The sequence below is a fragment of the Halomarina salina genome (genome assembly GCF_023074835.1).
GTDB classification, from domain to species: domain Archaea; phylum Halobacteriota; class Halobacteria; order Halobacteriales; family Haloarculaceae; genus Halomarina; species Halomarina salina.
In genome coordinates this window covers 2517071-2534478 of the sequence record NZ_JALLGW010000001.1, presented here as the reverse complement: position 1 = coordinate 2534478, position 17408 = coordinate 2517071, and the positions used below count along the sequence as shown (strand labels likewise).

The following is a 17408-nucleotide window of genomic DNA, read 5'->3' as shown; positions in this document are numbered from 1 at the left end:
AGTCAGTCGTCGCTGCTCGCTTCGACCGTCTCCTTCCCTTCGTTCCCGGCCCGACCCAGCTCTTCGAGGTAGTCGTCGGCGTCGAGGGCGGCCTTCACGCCCATCCCGCCCGCGGTGGCGGCCTGCTGGTAGTGGTGGTCGACCACGTCGCCCGCGCCGAAGATGCCGGGGACGTCGGTGGCGGTCTGGCCGCCGTCGCGGCCGCCGTGGGTGTAGAGGTAGCCCCGGTCGTCGAGTTCGACGCCCGTGTCGGCCAGGTAGTCGGTGTTGGGCGTGTGGCCGATGGCGAGGAACACCGCGCCCACGTCGAAGTCGTACTGCTCGGTGTCGGGGTCCTCCAGATTGTCGCTCGGGTGGCCCGACTCGTTCTCGACGAGCGTGACGTGCGAGACGCCCTCCTCGGGCGAGCCGTGGATCTCCATGACCTCGGTGTTGCGCAGTATCTCGATGTCGCCCGCCTCGACCTGCTCCATCACGCGGTCTATCCAGTAGTCCTCGGCGCGGAACTCCTCGCGGCGGTGGGCGATGTAGACGGTGTCGGCGAACTTCGTGAGGAACGTCGCCTCCTCCATCGCGGCGTCGCCACCGCCGACGACGAGCATGTCCTCGTCGCGGAAGAACGCGCCGTCGCAGGTCGCACATGTCGAGACGCCGTAGCCCATCAGCAGGTCCTCGCCGGGGACGCCGAGCGTGCGTGCGCTCGCTCCCGACGCCGCGATGAACGCGTCGGCGGTGTACTCGTCGCCGTTCTTCATCGTGACGTGGAACGCGTCGTTCGAACGAACGACGCTCTCGACGACGCCGTGTTCGACCTCCGCGCCGAACTGCGTCGCCTGCTCCTTCATGTTCTGGACGAGTTCGGGGCCGCCGATGCCGTCGGGGAAGCCGGGGTAGTTCGCCACGTCGGTCGTCAGCGTGAGTTGGCCGCCGGGTTCGGTCCCCTCGAACACCAGCGGGTCGTTGTTCGAGCGGGCCGCGTAGATGGCCGCCGACAGGCCAGCGATGCCGGACCCGGCGATGATGAGCCGTCGATGGGTCGAATCGGTCATTGGAGGATATACCGACGGTTCGGTGTTGTAGCTTGCGCACGAGTGCGACCGTCGCGTCAGTCTGCCGACCGGTCCGTGCGCTCCCACAGTCCCCCGACGGCCCCAGCAGAAGCTTCAGGCCACCGGGCCACGCAGGACGACCGTGACCCCCGAGGAACTCAGGGCGTCGATTCCGGCGCTCGACGGTGGTAGCTACTTCAACGCTGGGGCGTCGGGACCGTCGCCGAGGCGCGTGCTCGACGCGACCTGTGCGGCGGTGCGGAGACACGAGACGGAAGCGCCGACCGGTGACGGCTGTTACCCGGTCGCGTTCGACGCGTTCGAGGAGACCCGCGAGCGGTTCGCCTCGTTCTTCGACGCGTCGCCGTCCGAACTCGCGCTGACTCACTCGACGGCCGACGGCATCGCGCGAGTGGCCGCGAGCATCGACTGGGAACCGGGCGACGTCGTCGTCCGCACCGACCTCGAACACTCGGCGGGCATCCTGCCGTGGTGGAACCTCCGCGAGCAGGGCGTCGACGTGCGCGTTCTCGAGACAGAGGACGGACGGGTCGACCGCGAGGCGTACGCCGAGGCGGTCGCCGACGCCCGTCTCGTCTGCTTCACCTCCATCACCTGGACCCACGGCACGCGCTGGCCCGTGGCCGACCTCGTCGATATCGCTCACGACCACGGGGCCGAGGTGCTCGTCGACGCGGTCCAGTCGGTCGGCCAGACGCACGTCGACCTGGACGCGTGGAACGCGGAGTACGTCGTCGGCGCGTGTCACAAGTGGCTCCTCGGACCGTGGGGAGCGGGCTTCCTCTACGTCCGGGAGGACGTCGACACCGCACCCGTACAGGTCGGCTACCGGAGCGTCGAGGAGGTGTCGAGCCCCGACCCCGAACTGAAGTCCGACGCGGCGCGCTTCGAGGTGGGGACGACGAACGTCGGTCCCTACGCCGGAGCGGTGGCGGCGATGGACCTCCACGAGGAACTCGGCACCGAGCGTGTCGAGGGACGAATCCACGACCTGGCGGGGCGACTCGCCGACGGACTGGGCGACAGGGTCCTCGGCCCGCGCAACCCGGAGTCCGGGCTGGTGGCGTTCTCGGCAGACGACGAGGACCCCGAGGAACTCGTCGAGCGACTGGCGGCCGAGGACCTCTACATCCGGTCGCTCCCGTCGGGCGACGTCCGGGCGTCGGTCCACGTCTACAACACCGCCGACGAGGTGGACGCGCTGCTCGCCGCCCTCTGAGTCGGCCCGCCGCCACAGGAGTCGGTGTACTCGGTCACAGACGCCGAGTCGGTGTCGTCTTGCCGGTGGCCACCGAGCGACCCGTATGCCCGCAGACCTGCACGAGAAGACAGACCGTTACGAGCGACTGCTGAGCGAGGCGCTCGACGCGGCGACCGTCGCCCCTCCGGAGGGAAGTCCGCTGTACGACGCGGCGATGGAGTGCGAGGAGATGGCGTCGTCGTACCTCGCCGACGGGCGGCACTTCCGCGAGGAGGACGACTGGGTGAACGCGCTCGCCTCGTTCTCCTACGGCCACGCGTGGCTCGACGCTGGCGCTCGAATCGGGGTGTTCGACGTTCCGGAGGAGGGCCACCTGTTCACGGTCTAACGTTCACGGTCGGACCCCGACCGTCTCGAACCGACGGCGTCGGTCCGTCGTGTATCGTGCCGCTGTGCCGTCAGTCTCGTCCGTCTCGTCTCAGTCGTCGGTCTTGAGCTCCGGCTCTTCCGCGCTGGCGGGGGGCTGAATCGCCACTTCGGCGAGAATCTCGTTGGCGCGACGGAGGCGTTCGGACAGCGCCTGGTGGGAGATTCCGAGGTCGTCCGCGATGGAGCCGAGGGTGGTGTCGCGGGGAACCTTGAAGTAGCCGTTCTCGAGCGCCACTTCGAGCGCTTCTCGCTGTTCCTCGGTGAGGTCGTACTCGCCGTGTTCGCCGCCCGTGCCGAGTTCGTAGATGCGTTCGATACGGAGGTTGACGTCGTACTCTTCGAAGACGCTCGCCGCGATGGAGAGCGCGTTGCGTTTCGGGAACAGCACGCGGAACGACCAGCCGTCGCCGTCGCCAGAGGCACCGAGCATCGTCGCGTCCTCCAGCAGGACCGCGAGCGCGACGGAGACCGGGGTCTTCCAGCCGATGGTGTAGAGCCACTTGCCGTCGATGTCTCCGAGTTTCTCCACGTTGGAGACGGTGCTGTCGTTCTTCAGGGCGGCGTCGGCCGCGTCGATGTCGTCCGTCTCGACCCAGACGAGGTTCGAGAGACCGGTCGTATTGTGCGCGACTCCCTGGAGGACGTCGATACGGAGGCCGGGACACTCCGTGAACGCCTCATCGAGAGCGAACGATTCGGCCGGGAGTCCGAGTTCTGCGATAGTTGTCATAGGTGGGTGTCCAGCACAGGACCGAAGGTCGAGCGCGGTTTCTTGTTCAAGGTGACATGGGTCTCGTACATAAACGTTGGTCCCCTCGCCCGGTGTAACGACGGACGATGGGTTTATCATGTACGTTCCCACGCAACCCGCCCAGCCGTATTTCACGATACCCGACGAGTTAGAGTCAGATACGCCGATTTCACGTCCACTACCTGCAAAAGGTTTATATGGTTTGCGGACTAACTAATGGTTAAGACGCGCCACCCACGAGCGACGGTCCCACCGCTCGGGACGTGGCGTGCACCAGTCCCTATCATGAGCGATACAACCATACGAACGTACACGGAGGAGATGGGCGAGGCGGAAGCCGAGCAGTCCGAGCAGGAGTCCGTACGGACCTGCCCCGAGTGCAGCGGCCGCCTCGTGAACGACAGCGAGCACGGCGAGACGGTCTGTCAGGACTGTGGCCTCGTCGTCGAGGAGGACGCCGTCGACCGCGGCCCGGAGTGGCGCGCGTTCGACGCCGGCGAGAAGGACAGCAAGTCCCGCGTCGGTGCGCCGACGACGAACATGATGCACGACAACGGCCTGTCGACCAACATCGGCTGGCAGGACAAGGACGCCTACGGGAACTCCCTGTCCAGTCGTCAGCGTGCGAAGATGCAGCGCCTCCGCACGTGGAACGAGCGGTTCCGCACCCGCGACTCCAAGGAGCGCAACCTCAAGCAGGCGCTCGGCGAGATCGACCGCATGGCGAGCGCCCTCGGCCTCCCCGAGAACGTCCGGGAGACCGCGAGCGTCATCTACCGACGCGCGCTCAACGAGGACCTACTCCCCGGCCGCTCCATCGAGGGCGTCGCGACGGCTGCGCTGTACGCGTCGGCCCGACAGGCCGGCACGCCGCGCAGCCTCGACGAGGTGACGATGGTCTCGCGCATCGACAAGATGGAGCTGACCCGGACGTACCGGTACATCATCCGGCAGCTGAACCTGGAGATCAAGCCAGCGGACCCCGAGAGCTACGTGCCGCGGTTCGCCAGCGACCTCGACCTCTCCGACGAGTCCGAGCGTCGCGCCCGCGACCTCCTGCAGGGTGCTCGCGAGGGCGGTCTCCTCAGCGGGAAGTCGCCGGTCGGCCTGGCGGCGGCCGCCATCTACGCGGCCGCGCTCCTGTCCAACGAGAAGGTGACCCAGTCGCAGGTGAGCGACGTCGCCAACATCTCCGAGGTCACCATCCGCAACCGGTACAAGGAACTCCTCGAAGCGGCGGACGTGCCGACCGCCTGAGCGAGGACTGGCGCACGCCGCGACGCTTCGACTCGACTTCGGTGACCGTTTTTTCCGACGCCACCTCCCGAGTGACGATACCCTCGACGAGGCAGGCAGGTTCTAGACCGTCCCTTCGAGGTCAACGTTTTTGTGACCCGCCGACGCACGGAGTGGTATGCCGACGGAAACGTACGTGAGACTCCTCTGTCCCGAATGTGGGAAACAGTGGGAAGCGGCTCCCCGCGACCTCCCCGACCACACCGACATGTTCCACTGTCCGAACTGCCACGCGACCCGTCGGACGGCCGAGTTCACCCGTACCGAGCACGACCTGGAGACGTTGAAACAACTCGGCTGACCGGTTCGTTCTCACCCGCCTTCGAACGTGAATTTCCGCATTGTCGACGGAGAGAGTGTTCATTCTGAAAAGGTGTCTGACGGGGGTGAGAGGCCCTCTATTCGAGGAACGTGCTAACGGTACTCAGGGTAATACTATATGCTCCCAGTCGTTATCCCGCGTTGAGCATGAAAAAGCAGGAACTCATCCACCTTCACGGCCTGCTTGCACAGGTACGCAACCACTACGAAGCGTCTAACGGGACCGACGTCGAACACGACCACTACGACGAACTCGGCGTCCGACCGACATCGATCCACAAGTCGAAGACCGAGCACAAACGTGCAGTGTTCGCCCTCGCTGACGGCATCACCGGCGAGATGACCGTCGACGAACAGCCAGTCTCGGCCGCGGCCGACTAGCTTCTCGAAGCGGTCCCCTACGCAGACCTGCACTCCCGAGTGACGACGCTCCAGGGACGTCCGTAGCAGTTCCAGCGACCAGTGCCGTGACGGGTGCGTGGCTCACTGTGCGTACAATCGCGCGCCGCTCAGTTGTCGGCGATGCTCGCTCGCTGGCGCTCGTTCCGACCCGCGCTTCTCCTCGCGGGCCACTCCGTTCCCCCTCGGATTCTTCGAGGGCTTTCCCGTTCGCCCTCGTCACTCCTCGATGAGTTCCTCGACGCCCGGAACCATGTCACCGCCGTCCGCAACCCCGTCGGTCGGTTCGTCAGTCGCCGACGTGTCGTCGCCCTCGTCGTCCTCGCCGTCTCCGTTCTCGTCGTCGCTCTCGACGACGTCGACACGGAGTACTTCGAGCGGGATGTTGCGCATCCGCTGTCCGATCTCCTTGCGGGCGATTCGGGAGGCGTGTTGCTCGTCCTGAACGTTGAACACGGTCATCTCGAGTTCGAGCGAGACGAGCCCCTCGTCGGCAGCGACGAACGCCGGTTCGAGTTCCTCCTCGCAGTGCGGACAGTGGCGCTCGCCCATCGATATCTCGACGTAGTTGAGGTCCGGGTTCAGCATATCGCCGGTCTTCGAAATCGCTATCCGGACGGCTTCGTCGGCCGTCCCCACGTCGTACACCGGCACGGCCGCCTCGACGAAGACACGACAATCCATAGCATACATTGCCGGCGTGTTGTCAAGAACCTTCGCCCGCCTTCGAAACCGCCAACAGGGAGCCTCACCAACTCCGGACGATGGAGACGGGCGAGATACCACTCGTGTCACTTCCGGGGGGATTCGACCTGCAGGCGACCGTCGAGAGCGGGCAGAGCTACGTCTGGTCCCGCGAGGACGACCGGATGTACGAGGACACGCCCGCCCACGGGGGCGATGCATGGTACACGACGGTCCTCCCGGAGACCGACACCGGGGGCGCTCCGGTGGTAGTCCGCGCCCGCCAGTCCGACGGCTACCTGGAGTGGGAGTCGACCGTCGACGCCCACGACCACCTCGTCCGCCTGCTGCGACTCGACGACGATCTGGACGCAATCGTGGCGGCGACGCCCGACGACCCACTGCTCGACGCGGCCTTCGAGCGGTACCGCGGGATGCGACTCGTTCGCGACCCGACGTTCCCCTGCCTCGTCTCGTTCATCTGTTCGGCCCAGATGCGCGTCTCGCGCATCCACGGGATGCAAGAGCGCCTCGCCCGCGAGTACGGGACGCCCGTCGAGTTCGACGGTCGGACCTACCACGCGTTCCCGACCGCCGACCAGCTAGCGGGGGCCACGGAGGCCGAACTGCGGGACCTCAGCCTCGGCTACCGCGCGCCCTACGTCCAGCGGACCGCCGAGATGGTGGCGACCGGCGAGGCCCACCCCGAGTCGGCGCGGAATCTCGACTACGAGGACGCACGGGAGTTCCTCACCCAGTTCGTCGGCGTCGGCGAGAAGGTGGCGGACTGCGTGGCGCTGTTCTCGCTCGACTTCCTCGAAGCCGTGCCGCTCGACACCTGGATTCGGACCGCCATCGCCGACCACTACCCCCGTTGCGAACGAGGGAACTACGCCGACACCTCCCGAGCAATCCGCGAGCAGTTCGGCGGCGAGTACGCTGGCTACGTACAGACGTACGTGTTCTTCCACCTCCGGACCGACGGCGCAGCGTAATCGGGGAGACAGGCGAAAACGAGCGGGTCCCCCGGACGGTGTCGTGAGTCGACGAGCGGGTAGGAGTCGACGCTCGGGGGTCCCCCGAACTCCCGACCAGGTCGTCCACTGGAGCGGACCGGTTGTGGGACAGTGACGTACGGAGCGCGACGCATCGTTCTTGAGGGTGGGACCAGTACCGTGTGACCATGGCCGACGAAGCGACGTCCGACGACCCGAGTACCGGAGACAGGGTACGCCGTCACGTCTTCATCAGCGGGCGCGTGCAGGGGGTGACCTACCGCGCGTCCACCCGTCGAGCGGCGACCGAACGCGGCGTCGACGGCTGGGTGCAGAACCTCGACGACGGCCGGGTCGAAGCGGTGTTCGAGGGCCCAGAAGCGGCCGTCGACGACCTGCTGACGTGGTGCCAGGACGGCCCCGAGATGGCTATCGTCGATGGGGTGGACGCCGAGGCGGAGTCGCCGGAGGGTATCGAGGGGTTCGAGGTCCGTCGGTAGTCGGAGTACGGGGGCCACCGACTCGCTCGCCTGCCGCACGCTGCCCGCACGTTTAACCTCCCTCCGCGAGTCGCTGCCGGTATGATTTCCGCCGACGAGATGGCCGTCGTCGACGAGAACGCGGCGGCCCTCGGCGTCCCCCGGAAGCAGTTGATGGAGTCGAGCGGTAACGCCGTCGCCCGCGTCGTCCGCGAGGTGGCCGACCCCGGCGCGAGCGTCGCAATCGTCGCCGGGCGGGGCAACAACGGCGGCGACGGCCTCGTCGCCGCGCGCTTCCTGAGCGACTACGACGTGACCGTCCACCTGCTCGGACGCGCCGAGACCGTCTCCACGCGCATCGCCCGCGAGAACTGGGACGCACTCGTCGAGTGCGACGCCGACGCCCGCGAGGTCCGCGACTCACGGACGCTGGACCTCGGCGACCCCGACGTCGTCGTCGACGCGATGCTCGGAACCGGCGTCACCGGCGACCCACGAGAGCCGGAACGCAGTGCGGTCGAAGCCGTCGGCGAGACGAACGCCACCGTCGTCGCCGTCGACGTCCCCACCGGCGTCGACGCGGACACCGGCGACCGGGCGGACCCGGCCGTCGACGCCGACCGGGTCGTCACGTTCCACGACCAGAAACCGGGGCTGTCGGACCTCGACGGCGTCACCGTCGCCGACATCGGCATCCCGGCCGCGGCCGAGCGGTTCGTCGAGCGCGGCGACCTGCTGCGCGTCCAGAGCGGCGGCGGCAAGAAGGGCGACAACGGCCGGGTGTTCGTCGTCGGTGGCGGGCCGTACACGGGTGCGCCGGCGCTCGCCGCGCAGGGTGCGCTCCGGGCGGGCGCGGACCTCTCGTTCGTCGCCGTCCCGGAGTCGGTGAAGACGCCCGTCCAGGGGTACGCCGAGGACCTCATCGTCCAGCCCTACGAGGGCGAGCGACTCGAACCCGACCACGTCCCGGACCTCGTCGAGACGGCCCACGACCACGAGGACGTGGTGGTGATCGGCCCCGGCCTGGGGAGCGCCGACGAGACGGTCGAGGCCGCCCGTCAGTTCCTCGATACGTTCGAGGGCCGGGCCGTCGTCGACGCCGACGCGCTCGAGGTCGTCCCCGAGGTGGACACCGACGCCGACCTCGTACTGACCCCGAACAGCCACGAGTTCGTCGAACTGGGCGGCGAGGAGGTCGACGACTTCCGCGGCAACGAGGAGGCGGTCGAGTCGCTGGCGGACGAACTGGGGCACGTCGTCCTCGCGAAGGCGAAGACCGACGTGGTGTCGGACGGCGACCGGACCCGCGTCTGCCGGGCCGGAACGCCGGGGATGACCGTCGGCGGGACGGGCGACACCCTGGCGGGCATCACCGCCGCGATGCTCGCCTCGCTCGACCCGTTCGAGGCGGCGTGCGTCGCTACGTTCGTCAACGGGAGCGCGGGCGAACTGGTCGCCGAGGAGACCGCACCGGGCGCGGGACTGCTCGCCTCGGACCTGCTCGACGTCGTCCCACGGGCCATCTGGGGCAGTGACGAGGACGAGGGATGAACGAGCGCGACGAGGACATCGACCCGAGCGACGACCTGACCCACACCGACGAGTCGGGCGAGGTCCAGATGGTCGACGTCGGGTCGAAACCCGACACCGCACGCCGGGCGGTCGCCGCGGGTGAGATTCGACTCTCTCCCTCGACGGTCGACGCCATCCGCGACGACGCGCTGTCGAAGGGCGACGTGCTGGCGACGGCCCGCGTCGGCGCGGTCCAGGCGGTGAAACACACCTGGGAGACCATCCCGATGTGCCACCAGATACCCATCACTAACGTCGACACCGAGTTCGAGGTGGGAGAAGACCGCGTCTCGGTGGAGGTGGCAGTGGAGACGACGGGCAAGACCGGCTGTGAGATGGAGGCGCTGGAGGGCGTGACGACCGGTCTCAACGTCGTCTGGGACATGGTGAAAGCGGCCGAGAAGGACGACGACGGCCAGTACCCCGGCACCAGTATCGAGAACGTCCGTGTCGTCTCGAAGGAGAAGCGCACGGTGTAGGCGACGCACTCGGGAAGGGAGAAAGCACTCGGAGGGGGCGACGCGCTCAGTGCAGGGCCGCGTCGCCCGCCTCGCGTACCGCTCCACAGTCGAGGTCCAACAGTGCAGAGCGGTCGCGTTCGTCGAGCAACTCCTCGCCGATTCTCGACGCCACGCCCGTCGTGGCGCGGTCGGCAGGTAGGTCGTCGCGCTCGCCGAGCTCCTCGCGAATCGCCCCCCAGCGTTCCGAGAGCGCCGCGTCGTCGCTCGCCCGCCACGGGTACGGTCCGTCGGGGTGCGTCTCCGTCGCCAACCGGTCCGCGTACGCCTCGCGGAGCAGTCGCTGCCAGCGGAACGCCACGTCGACGCGGTCGCCGAACGCGACGCGGCCGTACTGCTGGGCGGCGACCGGCCCGATGGCGTCGTCCCACCCGGCGGTGGCCGCGTTGAACGCCAGTTCTACCTCTCCATCGGGGAACGTCGTCCCGTCGACGCCCATCCGTTCCTCGGCGACCGCCTCGCTGTCGGTCCAGCCGAGGGCGACGCGGAGCGGCGTCTCGACGGTCTCGACCCGCTCGCAGGCGTCGATGGCGACGCCGACGAGCGCGCGGGCCTCGCTCAGTTCGGCCTCGGTCGGTCGCACGGCATAGGGCACACCCGACGAGTCGGGAGCGACACCGATAGCTCTCGGGGGTCGGGTGCAGCGCATCGTGGCGGAGAGCGGATGGTAGTGACTCAGGACTCGGCCGGGACCGGCAGGTCGCTCGCCTTCGCCCGCGCTCGCTCGACGATGGAGGGACGGGCCTCGAAGTCGACGACCACCTCGTCGGCGTAGTCGACGTCCCGGACGTAGGCGTGGTCGTGGATCCACGAGACGAGGCTCATCGCCTCGTCGTTCATCGGGAGGACGAGTCGCTCGCGGTCGTACGGCGGGAGGTCCGTCTCGATTCGACCCAGCAGCGTGTCGACGTCGGTGCCCTCCTTCCCGCTCACGGCGACCGGGTCGGGAGCGAGGGCGGCCAGCGCCTCGCGCTTGCGTTCGACCTCCTCCTCGGGCACCTTGTCCACCTTGTTCAGGACGGTGACGATGGGTGCCTCGTTGCGCTCGTAGAGGGTGTCGTGGCTGGTCACCAGTTTCTGCCGGATGTCCTCGACCGGTTCGGAGACGTCGACGACGAGCAGGACGAGGTCGGCCCGGTAGACGGCGTCCAGCGTGGACTTGAACGACTCGACCAGCCAGTGGGGCAGGTCCGAGACGAACCCGACCGTGTCCGTGACGAGGACGTTCCGCCGGTCCATGTCCGCCCGGCGGGTCGTCGTCCCGAGGGTCGTGAACAGTTTGTCCCGTGACTCGGCGGTCGTGTCCAGGTCGGGGTGGAGGTCGTCGTTCTCGTCGACGTCGAGGTCCGCCGCGAGACGCCGGAGCAGCGTCGACTTCCCGGCGTTCGTGTAGCCCGCCAGCGCGACGAGGTCGAACCCGGACTCGCGGCGCTGCTCCCGGCGGTGTTCCTCGTCCTCCTCGATGCGCTGGAGTTCGTCACGGATGCGCGAGATGCGCGCCTTGATGTCCTGCTCGCGGGACTCGTCGTACTCCCCGAGGCCCATGAACCCAGGGCGCTCGTCGCGTCGCGCGAGCGATACCTTCGCCTCGACGCGCGGGAGTTCGTAGCGCAACTCCGCGAGTTCGACCTGCAACTGCGCTTTCTTCGTCTGGGCGCGCTGGCCGAAGATGTCGAGGATGAGCCGGAAGCGGTCTTTCACCTCGACGCCCTCTGGGAGTTCGTTCCCGAGGTTGTACGTCTGGTAGGGACCGAGGCGGTTGTCGAAGACGACGACGCCCGCGCCTTCGCTGGCGACCACCGCCGCGAGTTCCTCGACCTTCCCCTCCCCGAGACAGAGCGCCGGGTCCTCCTTGCGCGTCTGGGTCACCTCGCCAGCGACGGTGAGGCCCGCCGCTGCCGCGAGGTCTCGAATCTCCTCCGTGTCGGCCGCTCCCGCGTCTGCACGTGCGGCGATGACGGCCAGCGCGGGGTCGCTGTCTGTGGCAGTCACTCGTCGCCCGATACGGTTGGCGTCTATTTAACGTATGGGCAGCCTCCCGTTCGTCACGCGGGCTACACAACTAGTCGCAAGAGGTTTATCAGTCGCTTTCCGTGACACTCATATGGCACCGGGAATCGACGTGACACAACTGGGACTGGACCTCGGCACCGGCGGCGTCATCGGCGGCGTCATGGGGTTCGCAGCCAAGAAGATAGCGAAGGTCATCGCGGTACTGGTCGGCGTACAGCTCGCGCTGTTCAAGTTCCTCGAATCGGAGGGCATCCTCTCGGTCGACTGGGAGGCCGTCTCGGGCGGCCTCATCGGCGCGAGCGACGCGGCCGCCTCGAACCAGCCGCCGGACTTCATGATGTCCATCCTCTCGACCGTCTCCATCTCGGGCGGGTTCGCGGCCGGCTTCCTCGCCGGGTTCAAACTCGGATAACTCACGGGACACACGGGTCGCCCGCTCGATTCTCACTCTTCGGCACCACGACAGCGCGACTGAGAGCGGTTGCCGTAGCTCTCGTAACAGAGCGTCGAGAGGAACCGGCGTCGTGGGGTAGCCGAGCGGTCAGCGCGTCGAGAGTTCGTCCTCGTCCTTGACGACGCGCGTCTCCGCCTCCCCCGACGAGACCTCGTTGACGAGGTCGTAGAACTCGTTCTGGATGCCCGCGGGGAACGTGACGACGCCGACCCAGCCGCCGTCGTTCTGCCACTCCTCGCGCTCCAGGTCGCCGAACTGCCGGACGCGTGCCTGCCCGCTCCCGGCGTAGTCGGCCGGGAGGCGGACGGCGACGGTCATCTCGTCGAACCGGATGGGCAGGATGGGTCGGAGGACGTCGAGGGCGTCGTCGACCTGGTTCTCGACGGGTTCCATCGGGTCGACCTTGAACCGCGCCTCCTCCAGCGCTCGCTCGATGCGCTCGGGCGGGTGCGGCGCGTCGTCCATCTGCGGGTTGACCGCGTTGCGGGCGATGGTGTTCACGAGCTGTCGCCGTTTCTGCTCCTGCATCTCGCGGCGTTGCTCGGCGGTTATCTGTATCTCCCCTCGCTCGACCACCTGCGGGATGATGGTCATCGGGTCCGTCGTGTCGAACACGTCCTCGAGGTCCGACTCCGCCGGTCGGTCCCCCCGCGACGCGTCCTCGAACACGTCCTCGGCGGCGATGACGTCCTCCAGTTCGCCGTCGAACTCGCCCCGTTTCATCGCCAGCGCGGCGTCCGGGTCGATGAGCACCTCGAAGCGCGCCCCGTGGGATTCGAGTCGGGCCGTCACCGCTTCGTCCAGTGAAATCATGCCGGTACGTACCGCACGCCGGTTCAAGTGTGTTTCCCGACTGCGTAGAGAAACGCTACGCGACCGGTCGCGTCGCTGGACGGTCGGAAGACGGGTGAAGAACCGTGCGTCCGCGGGACGGGTCGCCTACTCGGACGGTTCGTCGTCGCCGTCGTCCGGTTCGTCCTCGGCGAGCAGGTCGTGTTCCTCCAGATGGGTGGCCACCTCGTCGACCGGGAGTTCACGGAACTGTTCCGTCTCGACGTCCACGGTGGCGACGCCGAGGCCCTGGGCCTGGAGACCCTCCTCGTTGACCGACTCGAGGGCTTCGAGCGCGAGGCCGATGCCCGCGTCGAGGTCCATCTCCTCGGTGTACTGCTCCTGCAGGTAGTCCTCGATGTCGTTGCGGTTGCCGCCGACGGCGAGCGCCTTCCACTCGTACGGCGTGCCCGACGGGTCCGTCTCGTAGAGGCGCGGTTCGCCGTCCTCGATGCCGCCGATGATGAGCGCGACGCCGAACGGGCGCGCGCCACCGACCTGCGTGTACTGCTGGATGTTGTCGACGACCATCTTCGTCAGCGGTTCGACGCCGATGGGTTCGCCGTAGCGGAGCTGTTCGACCTGCGCCTGCCGACGCGCGTAGTCGATGAGCTGACGGGCGTCGGCGACGTGGCCCGCGCTGGCGATGCCGACGTGGTCGTCGACCTTGTGCAGTTTCTCGACGCTCGTGCCTTCGAGCAGCGGCGAGCGGATGCGCTTGTCGACGACGAGGACGACGCCGTCGTTCGTTCGGACCCCGATGCTCGCCGTCCCGCGTTTGACCGCCTCGCGGGCGTACTCGACCTGATAGAGACGTCCGTCCGGGGAGAAGATGGTGATCCCGCGGTCGTACGCCTGCTGTTGATTCTGACCTTGCATTGTGGTGGAGCTTAGCAGTCGTAATCCGTCGCGCCGACGAACTCGTCCCCGACCCGCACGTCGGTTCGTCCGTCACGGACGAACGCGGGACGGTCCGAATCCTCGAACACGACGCGTTTCTCGTCTGTCGATTCCAGTGGGCGGCGTATATAGCTTTCTTCGCAGGCCCGGACTGTCCCGCTGACTCCACGGACCGTGACCCGGAGCGGGTGGCCGTCCACCGCGTCGACGCAGGCCAGTACCGCACGGGCGCGGTCGACCTCGCCCCGCCTGACCCGGACCACCGCGTCGCCGACGCCGTCCTCGAACGCGAACCCGTAGACGGAGCAGTCGACGTCGGCGCTGCCCACGTCGCCGACGAGATTCTGTGCGGCGTACCAGAGTTCGCGCTGGAACGCCCGGCGGTCGACGCTGGCGTCGGGCCACCCTTCGAGGCCGACCCCGAGGTAGCGCCAGCGCGGTCGGACGTGTTTGGGGAGGTGTTTCATTCGGTGGCGTCTCGTGAGTGGGTGGTCGGGGGTGACTACTCCTCGGCGACGCGCTCGGAGTTCGGCGAGCGCTCGGCGACCAGCACGCCGAACTGCTCGTGGACCATCTCGACGGCCGTGAGCGTGAACCCGGCGTCGGTGAACGCGTCCGCGAGCATCCCGACGGTCGCCGGGTCGTCGACCTCCGGGCTGTACAGCGGGTTCTCGGGGTCGGGGTCGCCGAAGAACATCACGTCGCCCAGCACGAACCGCCGGGGAGCGAGGTCGGCGATCGCGTGGATGGCCTCCCGTTTCTCCTCGTCCGAGAGGTGGTGCATCGCGAAGTTCGAGACGACGATGTCGACGGGAGCATCGTGGTCGACGTTCGGGTCGCGGAACGTCCCGTACTCGACCTCGAAGTTCTCGATTCCGGCGTCGGCCGCCTTCTCGCGGGCCTGTTCCATCATCCCCTCGCTCACGTCGCGGCCGAGGACGCGCTTCGCCGACCCGGCGAGCGAGAGGCCGATAGCGCCCGTCCCACAGCCGATGTCGAGGACCACGTCCTCGGGGCCGGGGTCGGCGTGCTCGACGACCAGCGAGACGCAGGCGCGGTACTCGTCGGTGTCGTTCTGGGTGTCGTCGTACTCGCCGGCGATGGAGTCGAACCGCGCGGCGTGTTCATCGATGGTCTTCTTCATACCTGCCACGTCGGACGCCGGGTTCAATGAAGGAATCGGACATCCGCTCCCGGTTTCGCTCGGCGAGTCGCCCCCACTCCGCGAGCCCCGACTCGACCTGCTCTGCGGAGAACCCGACGAGTTCGCCCAGCGCGACGAGTTCGCGGGGCGCTCGCAGGTGGAGGTGGCTCGTGGCACCGGCGCTCACCACGAACGGCGCGTCGTACTGCTCGACCATCTCGCGCAGTTTCCGGAGGCCTCGGAGTGCCTGCACGCGCTCGCCCCCGTCCGTGCGCAGGACGCGGCCGAACGCGAACTCCAGCCGAACCCCGTTCTCCGCGGCGGCTCGTGCCAGGACGTGGTTGACGTCGCCGTCGCACATCGGGCGGGTCAGTACGTCGACGCGTTCGTCCTCGACGGCGAACCGGTTGAGCGCGCCGCCGCGGACGCAGACGACGGTCCGGACCTCGCGCTGGGACTGCACCGCTCCGGCGGCCTCCGACCGGCCATCCGCTCGAACCTCGCAGCCGTCGACCACGTCGACGTCGTACCGGTCGCCGATGTCGCTCGCGTCGTAGTCGGGGTTGGCGGCCACCGGTGGACGGACGACGATGCCGTCGTACCCCTGCTCGGCGGCGGTCAGCGCCGACCGGGCGACGGTGCTCGCCCCGTCGGGTCGGGGAGTGACGGCTTCGTACACGCCGCGTGGTACAGCGTCGTCACTGTTGACCGTTCCGGGTTCGACGAAGAGACGGACGGTCCCCAGGTGGGAACGGGCCCGACTCCATGACAGGAAACGGGGTCGGGTCGCGTGCGACCAGGCGACCCGTCACCGAACCGGTGGTGTGACCCGTCTGCGCTGTGACCACGATCGCTCCGTTCCGAACCGAACGCCGTGGTCACACGTCGCTACGGGTGGACGGCCATAGTTAACAGCACGATTCGCCACAGCTCAACCTGTAAGTACAGCCCTTACACACCGTACGGCGGCCTTTCAGGGAGTCACAGCTCCGCGAACGACTCGCGGACGTTCTCGATGGCGGACTCCTTCTTCGCCGGGTAGGCCTCGACCTTCCCCCGGACCGAGAGCCCCGACCCGAGCGAGACGCCCCCGGAGAGGGCCGCCTGTTTGTCGAGGTAGAGGTAGAGTTCGCAGTTCTCGGTGACGCGCTGGTCGAGTTCGGAGAGCACGCCGTCGATGTCGTCCAGTTCGGCGAGTGCGGAGAGGACGTGTCGCACCTCGTCGGCGTTCTCGACTCTCGCGGAGAGGACGACGATGGGGTCGCCGTGGAACCCCGTGTTCTCCGTGCGTTCGAGGGGGAACTCGTCGGGGAGGAACGTCCGGAGCGCCCGCTCGACGCGCACCTCGTCTTCCGTCGCGTAGCAGAACGCCTGCACGTCGACGTAGTGGAACGGGACGCTCGACACGGACGTTACTCCTCGTCGGTGTCGGAGTCGCCGTCCGAGTCGCTGTCGGTGTCGCCGTCTGCGGCTTCGAGCATATCCTCGGAGAGGCCCTGTTCCTGCCCGTCCTCGAAGCTCACGGTGTAGGTGGCGTCGCCGAACATGGTCTCCACCTTCTGCGTGATGGTGCCCGTCTCGCCGTCGTAGTCGGAGTGCTGGTCGTGGAGGACGACTCGGTCGTCTTCGTCGAATGCCATGGCCGTCGATACCCCGTCAGCGGGCAAAAAGACCGTGATTCGGGGCAGCCCTCGGCTCCTCGAACGGGTCGCGCCCAAGACTCTTCAGGTCGGTCGGCGTACCCTCCCGAATGACCGACTCGTTCGCGCGCCGCCGCCGCCGACCGCCGCTATGACCTTCGACGACCGCTGGTTCGTCGCCGAGAAGGCCGACCAGCAGGCCGAGCGAGCACTCCACGACCTGCGGGAGCGACACGACGGGTTCCTCCGGTTCGAGCGGACCGAGCGCGTCTCGCGGGGGCGCTTCCGGACGCTCGCCGACCGGAGCCGTGACTGTGGCGCACCGTTCGGTGCACACACTATCGTCTATCGCGACTCCGAGGAACTGCTGCTCGTCCGCCACGAGGGGGTCGGCCTGTGGGTCCTCCCCGGCGGCTGCGTCGAGCACCAAGAGAGCTACCGCGCCGCCGCCCGCCGCGAACTGCGCGAGGAAGCGGGCGTCGACGTGACCTACGACGGACTGGCGATGCTCACCCGACTCACCGTCACCGACGGCGAGTACGACATGACCGGCGTGCTCCCGGTGTTCGCGGCCCGGGCCGAGAGTCACGAACCGGAGGTCGCCGACCCGGACAGCGAGATCAGCGAGGCGCGCTGGTTCGAGGAGCTCCCCCCCGACACGCGGGACCGAGAGGACCTGCTGGCGTGGCGGGCAGAGGCGTTCTGAACGGC

At 68.0% G+C, this 17408-nt stretch carries 23 protein-coding genes; 11 read left to right on the top strand and 12 right to left on the bottom strand.

Annotation, left to right across the window (positions count from 1 at the left end; genetic code table 11):
* Nucleotides 1–2 precede the first annotated feature (2 nt).
* The gene (locus MX571_RS13015; protein ID WP_247417403.1) at nt 3–1049 is read right to left on the bottom strand and encodes an NAD(P)/FAD-dependent oxidoreductase; all 1047 of its coding nucleotides are present in this window, start codon (nt 1047–1049) and stop codon (nt 3–5) included.
* Between the two features lie 142 nt (nt 1050–1191).
* On the opposite strand from MX571_RS13015, the gene MX571_RS13010 reads away from it, so the two are divergent.
* Both MX571_RS13010 and MX571_RS13005 read left to right on the top strand, forming a co-directional pair.
* The gene (locus MX571_RS13010; protein WP_247417401.1) at nt 1192–2289 is read left to right on the top strand and encodes an aminotransferase class V-fold PLP-dependent enzyme; all 1098 of its coding nucleotides are present in this window, start codon (nt 1192–1194) and stop codon (nt 2287–2289) included.
* An 85-nt stretch (nt 2290–2374) separates the two neighbouring features.
* Complete coding sequence (locus MX571_RS13005) at nt 2375–2659, top strand: DUF357 domain-containing protein (RefSeq protein ID WP_247417399.1); 285 nt, start codon at nt 2375–2377, stop codon at nt 2657–2659.
* 90 nt (nt 2660–2749) lie between these two features.
* Here the strand turns inward: MX571_RS13005 and MX571_RS13000 are convergent, their stop codons facing one another.
* On the bottom strand, nt 2750–3430 hold the full coding sequence (locus MX571_RS13000) for a helix-turn-helix domain-containing protein (RefSeq protein ID WP_247417397.1): 681 nt from the start codon (nt 3428–3430) through the stop codon (nt 2750–2752).
* A 306-nt stretch (nt 3431–3736) separates the two neighbouring features.
* Here MX571_RS13000 and MX571_RS12995 point away from each other — a divergent pair, with 306 nt between their 5' ends.
* From MX571_RS12995 to MX571_RS12985, 3 genes are all read left to right on the top strand, one after another.
* On the top strand, nt 3737–4708 hold the full coding sequence (locus MX571_RS12995; protein WP_247417393.1) for a transcription initiation factor IIB: 972 nt from the start codon (nt 3737–3739) through the stop codon (nt 4706–4708).
* A gap of 157 nt (nt 4709–4865) precedes the next feature.
* The gene (locus MX571_RS12990; RefSeq protein ID WP_247417390.1) at nt 4866–5048 is read left to right on the top strand and encodes a DUF7836 family putative zinc-binding protein; all 183 of its coding nucleotides are present in this window, start codon (nt 4866–4868) and stop codon (nt 5046–5048) included.
* A 167-nt stretch (nt 5049–5215) separates the two neighbouring features.
* Nucleotides 5216–5449, top strand: a complete 234-nt coding sequence (locus MX571_RS12985; RefSeq protein WP_247417389.1) for a UPF0058 family protein — start codon at nt 5216–5218, stop codon at nt 5447–5449.
* Between the two features lie 237 nt (nt 5450–5686).
* Here MX571_RS12985 and MX571_RS12980 read toward each other — a convergent pair whose 3' ends face one another.
* Nucleotides 5687–6151: a DUF555 domain-containing protein gene (locus MX571_RS12980; protein WP_247417386.1), complete on the bottom strand. Its 465-nt coding sequence runs from the start codon at nt 6149–6151 to the stop codon at nt 5687–5689.
* 80 nt (nt 6152–6231) lie between these two features.
* Here MX571_RS12980 and MX571_RS12975 point away from each other — a divergent pair, with 80 nt between their 5' ends.
* From MX571_RS12975 to moaC, 4 genes are all read left to right on the top strand, one after another.
* On the top strand, nt 6232–7146 hold the full coding sequence (locus tag MX571_RS12975) for a DNA-3-methyladenine glycosylase family protein (RefSeq protein WP_247417384.1): 915 nt from the start codon (nt 6232–6234) through the stop codon (nt 7144–7146).
* 188 nt (nt 7147–7334) lie between these two features.
* The gene (locus tag MX571_RS12970; RefSeq protein ID WP_247417382.1) at nt 7335–7646 is read left to right on the top strand and encodes an acylphosphatase; all 312 of its coding nucleotides are present in this window, start codon (nt 7335–7337) and stop codon (nt 7644–7646) included.
* Between the two features lie 81 nt (nt 7647–7727).
* Nucleotides 7728–9176, top strand: a complete 1449-nt coding sequence (locus tag MX571_RS12965; RefSeq protein ID WP_247417379.1) for an NAD(P)H-hydrate dehydratase — start codon at nt 7728–7730, stop codon at nt 9174–9176.
* Complete coding sequence (moaC, locus tag MX571_RS12960; RefSeq protein ID WP_247417377.1) at nt 9173–9676, top strand: cyclic pyranopterin monophosphate synthase MoaC; 504 nt, start codon at nt 9173–9175, stop codon at nt 9674–9676. Before MX571_RS12965 ends, moaC begins: the two co-directional genes overlap by 4 nt.
* A 46-nt stretch (nt 9677–9722) precedes the next feature.
* Here the strand turns inward: moaC and MX571_RS12955 are convergent, their stop codons facing one another.
* Both MX571_RS12955 and hflX read right to left on the bottom strand, forming a co-directional pair.
* Nucleotides 9723–10310 (bottom strand): hypothetical protein, encoded by a 588-nt coding sequence (locus MX571_RS12955; protein ID WP_247417374.1) that lies wholly within the window; start codon nt 10308–10310, stop codon nt 9723–9725.
* Between the two features lie 80 nt (nt 10311–10390).
* Entirely contained in the window at nt 10391–11707 is a 1317-nt protein-coding gene (gene hflX, locus MX571_RS12950; RefSeq protein ID WP_247417372.1) for a GTPase HflX, read from the bottom strand.
* Nucleotides 11708–11819: 112 nt separating this feature from the next.
* Here hflX and MX571_RS12945 point away from each other — a divergent pair, with 112 nt between their 5' ends.
* Complete coding sequence (locus tag MX571_RS12945; protein ID WP_247417370.1) at nt 11820–12140, top strand: FUN14 domain-containing protein; 321 nt, start codon at nt 11820–11822, stop codon at nt 12138–12140.
* A gap of 129 nt (nt 12141–12269) precedes the next feature.
* On the opposite strand, the gene MX571_RS12940 is transcribed toward MX571_RS12945, so the two are convergent.
* From MX571_RS12940 to MX571_RS12910, 7 genes are all read right to left on the bottom strand, one after another.
* Nucleotides 12270–12995 carry a ribosome assembly factor SBDS gene (locus MX571_RS12940; protein ID WP_247417368.1) on the bottom strand — a complete coding sequence of 242 codons (726 nt, stop codon included), beginning with the start codon at nt 12993–12995 and terminating at the stop codon, nt 12270–12272.
* Between the two features lie 126 nt (nt 12996–13121).
* On the bottom strand, nt 13122–13892 hold the full coding sequence (gene psmA / locus MX571_RS12935; RefSeq protein ID WP_247417365.1) for an archaeal proteasome endopeptidase complex subunit alpha: 771 nt from the start codon (nt 13890–13892) through the stop codon (nt 13122–13124).
* A gap of 11 nt (nt 13893–13903) precedes the next feature.
* Nucleotides 13904–14380, bottom strand: coding sequence for an Rpp14/Pop5 family protein (locus tag MX571_RS12930; protein ID WP_247417364.1), 477 nt, complete (start codon nt 14378–14380; stop codon nt 13904–13906).
* Between the two features lie 35 nt (nt 14381–14415).
* Complete coding sequence (locus MX571_RS12925; RefSeq protein ID WP_247417362.1) at nt 14416–15057, bottom strand: class I SAM-dependent methyltransferase; 642 nt, start codon at nt 15055–15057, stop codon at nt 14416–14418.
* Nucleotides 15038–15736, bottom strand: a complete 699-nt coding sequence (locus MX571_RS12920) for an RNase P subunit p30 family protein (protein WP_247417360.1) — start codon at nt 15734–15736, stop codon at nt 15038–15040. Before MX571_RS12920 ends, MX571_RS12925 begins: the two co-directional genes overlap by 20 nt.
* 302 nt (nt 15737–16038) lie before the next feature.
* On the bottom strand, nt 16039–16464 hold the full coding sequence (locus tag MX571_RS12915; protein WP_247417358.1) for an RNA-binding protein: 426 nt from the start codon (nt 16462–16464) through the stop codon (nt 16039–16041).
* Nucleotides 16465–16469: 5 nt separating this feature from the next.
* On the bottom strand, nt 16470–16697 hold the full coding sequence (locus MX571_RS12910) for a DUF1918 domain-containing protein (protein WP_247417355.1): 228 nt from the start codon (nt 16695–16697) through the stop codon (nt 16470–16472).
* A 151-nt stretch (nt 16698–16848) separates the two neighbouring features.
* On the opposite strand from MX571_RS12910, the gene MX571_RS12905 reads away from it, so the two are divergent.
* The gene (locus tag MX571_RS12905) at nt 16849–17403 is read left to right on the top strand and encodes an NUDIX hydrolase (protein ID WP_247417352.1); all 555 of its coding nucleotides are present in this window, start codon (nt 16849–16851) and stop codon (nt 17401–17403) included.
* The last annotated feature ends 5 nt before the right edge of the window (nt 17404–17408 follow it).

Excerpts from the sequence above, each read along its gene's own strand:
- MX571_RS13015 (WP_247417403.1), bottom strand. The coding sequence starts at position 1,049 with ATGACCGATTCGACCCATCGACGGCTCATCATCGCCGGGTCCGGCATC.
- MX571_RS13005 (WP_247417399.1), top strand. The coding sequence starts at position 2,375 with ATGCCCGCAGACCTGCACGAGAAGACAGACCGTTACGAGCGACTGCTG.
- MX571_RS13000 (WP_247417397.1), bottom strand. The coding sequence starts at position 3,430 with ATGACAACTATCGCAGAACTCGGACTCCCGGCCGAATCGTTCGCTCTC.
- MX571_RS12995 (WP_247417393.1), top strand. The coding sequence starts at position 3,737 with ATGAGCGATACAACCATACGAACGTACACGGAGGAGATGGGCGAGGCG.
- MX571_RS12990 (WP_247417390.1), top strand. The coding sequence starts at position 4,866 with ATGCCGACGGAAACGTACGTGAGACTCCTCTGTCCCGAATGTGGGAAA.
- MX571_RS12985 (WP_247417389.1), top strand. The coding sequence starts at position 5,216 with ATGAAAAAGCAGGAACTCATCCACCTTCACGGCCTGCTTGCACAGGTA.
- MX571_RS12980 (WP_247417386.1), bottom strand. The coding sequence starts at position 6,151 with ATGGATTGTCGTGTCTTCGTCGAGGCGGCCGTGCCGGTGTACGACGTG.
- MX571_RS12975 (WP_247417384.1), top strand. The coding sequence starts at position 6,232 with ATGGAGACGGGCGAGATACCACTCGTGTCACTTCCGGGGGGATTCGAC.
- MX571_RS12970 (WP_247417382.1), top strand. The coding sequence starts at position 7,335 with ATGGCCGACGAAGCGACGTCCGACGACCCGAGTACCGGAGACAGGGTA.
- MX571_RS12965 (WP_247417379.1), top strand. The coding sequence starts at position 7,728 with ATGATTTCCGCCGACGAGATGGCCGTCGTCGACGAGAACGCGGCGGCC.
- moaC (WP_247417377.1), top strand. The coding sequence starts at position 9,173 with ATGAACGAGCGCGACGAGGACATCGACCCGAGCGACGACCTGACCCAC.
- MX571_RS12945 (WP_247417370.1), top strand. The coding sequence starts at position 11,820 with ATGGCACCGGGAATCGACGTGACACAACTGGGACTGGACCTCGGCACC.
- MX571_RS12940 (WP_247417368.1), bottom strand. The coding sequence starts at position 12,995 with ATGATTTCACTGGACGAAGCGGTGACGGCCCGACTCGAATCCCACGGG.
- psmA (WP_247417365.1), bottom strand. The coding sequence starts at position 13,892 with ATGCAAGGTCAGAATCAACAGCAGGCGTACGACCGCGGGATCACCATC.
- MX571_RS12930 (WP_247417364.1), bottom strand. The coding sequence starts at position 14,380 with ATGAAACACCTCCCCAAACACGTCCGACCGCGCTGGCGCTACCTCGGG.
- MX571_RS12925 (WP_247417362.1), bottom strand. The coding sequence starts at position 15,057 with ATGAAGAAGACCATCGATGAACACGCCGCGCGGTTCGACTCCATCGCC.
- MX571_RS12910 (WP_247417355.1), bottom strand. The coding sequence starts at position 16,697 with ATGGCATTCGACGAAGACGACCGAGTCGTCCTCCACGACCAGCACTCC.
- MX571_RS12905 (WP_247417352.1), top strand. The coding sequence starts at position 16,849 with ATGACCTTCGACGACCGCTGGTTCGTCGCCGAGAAGGCCGACCAGCAG.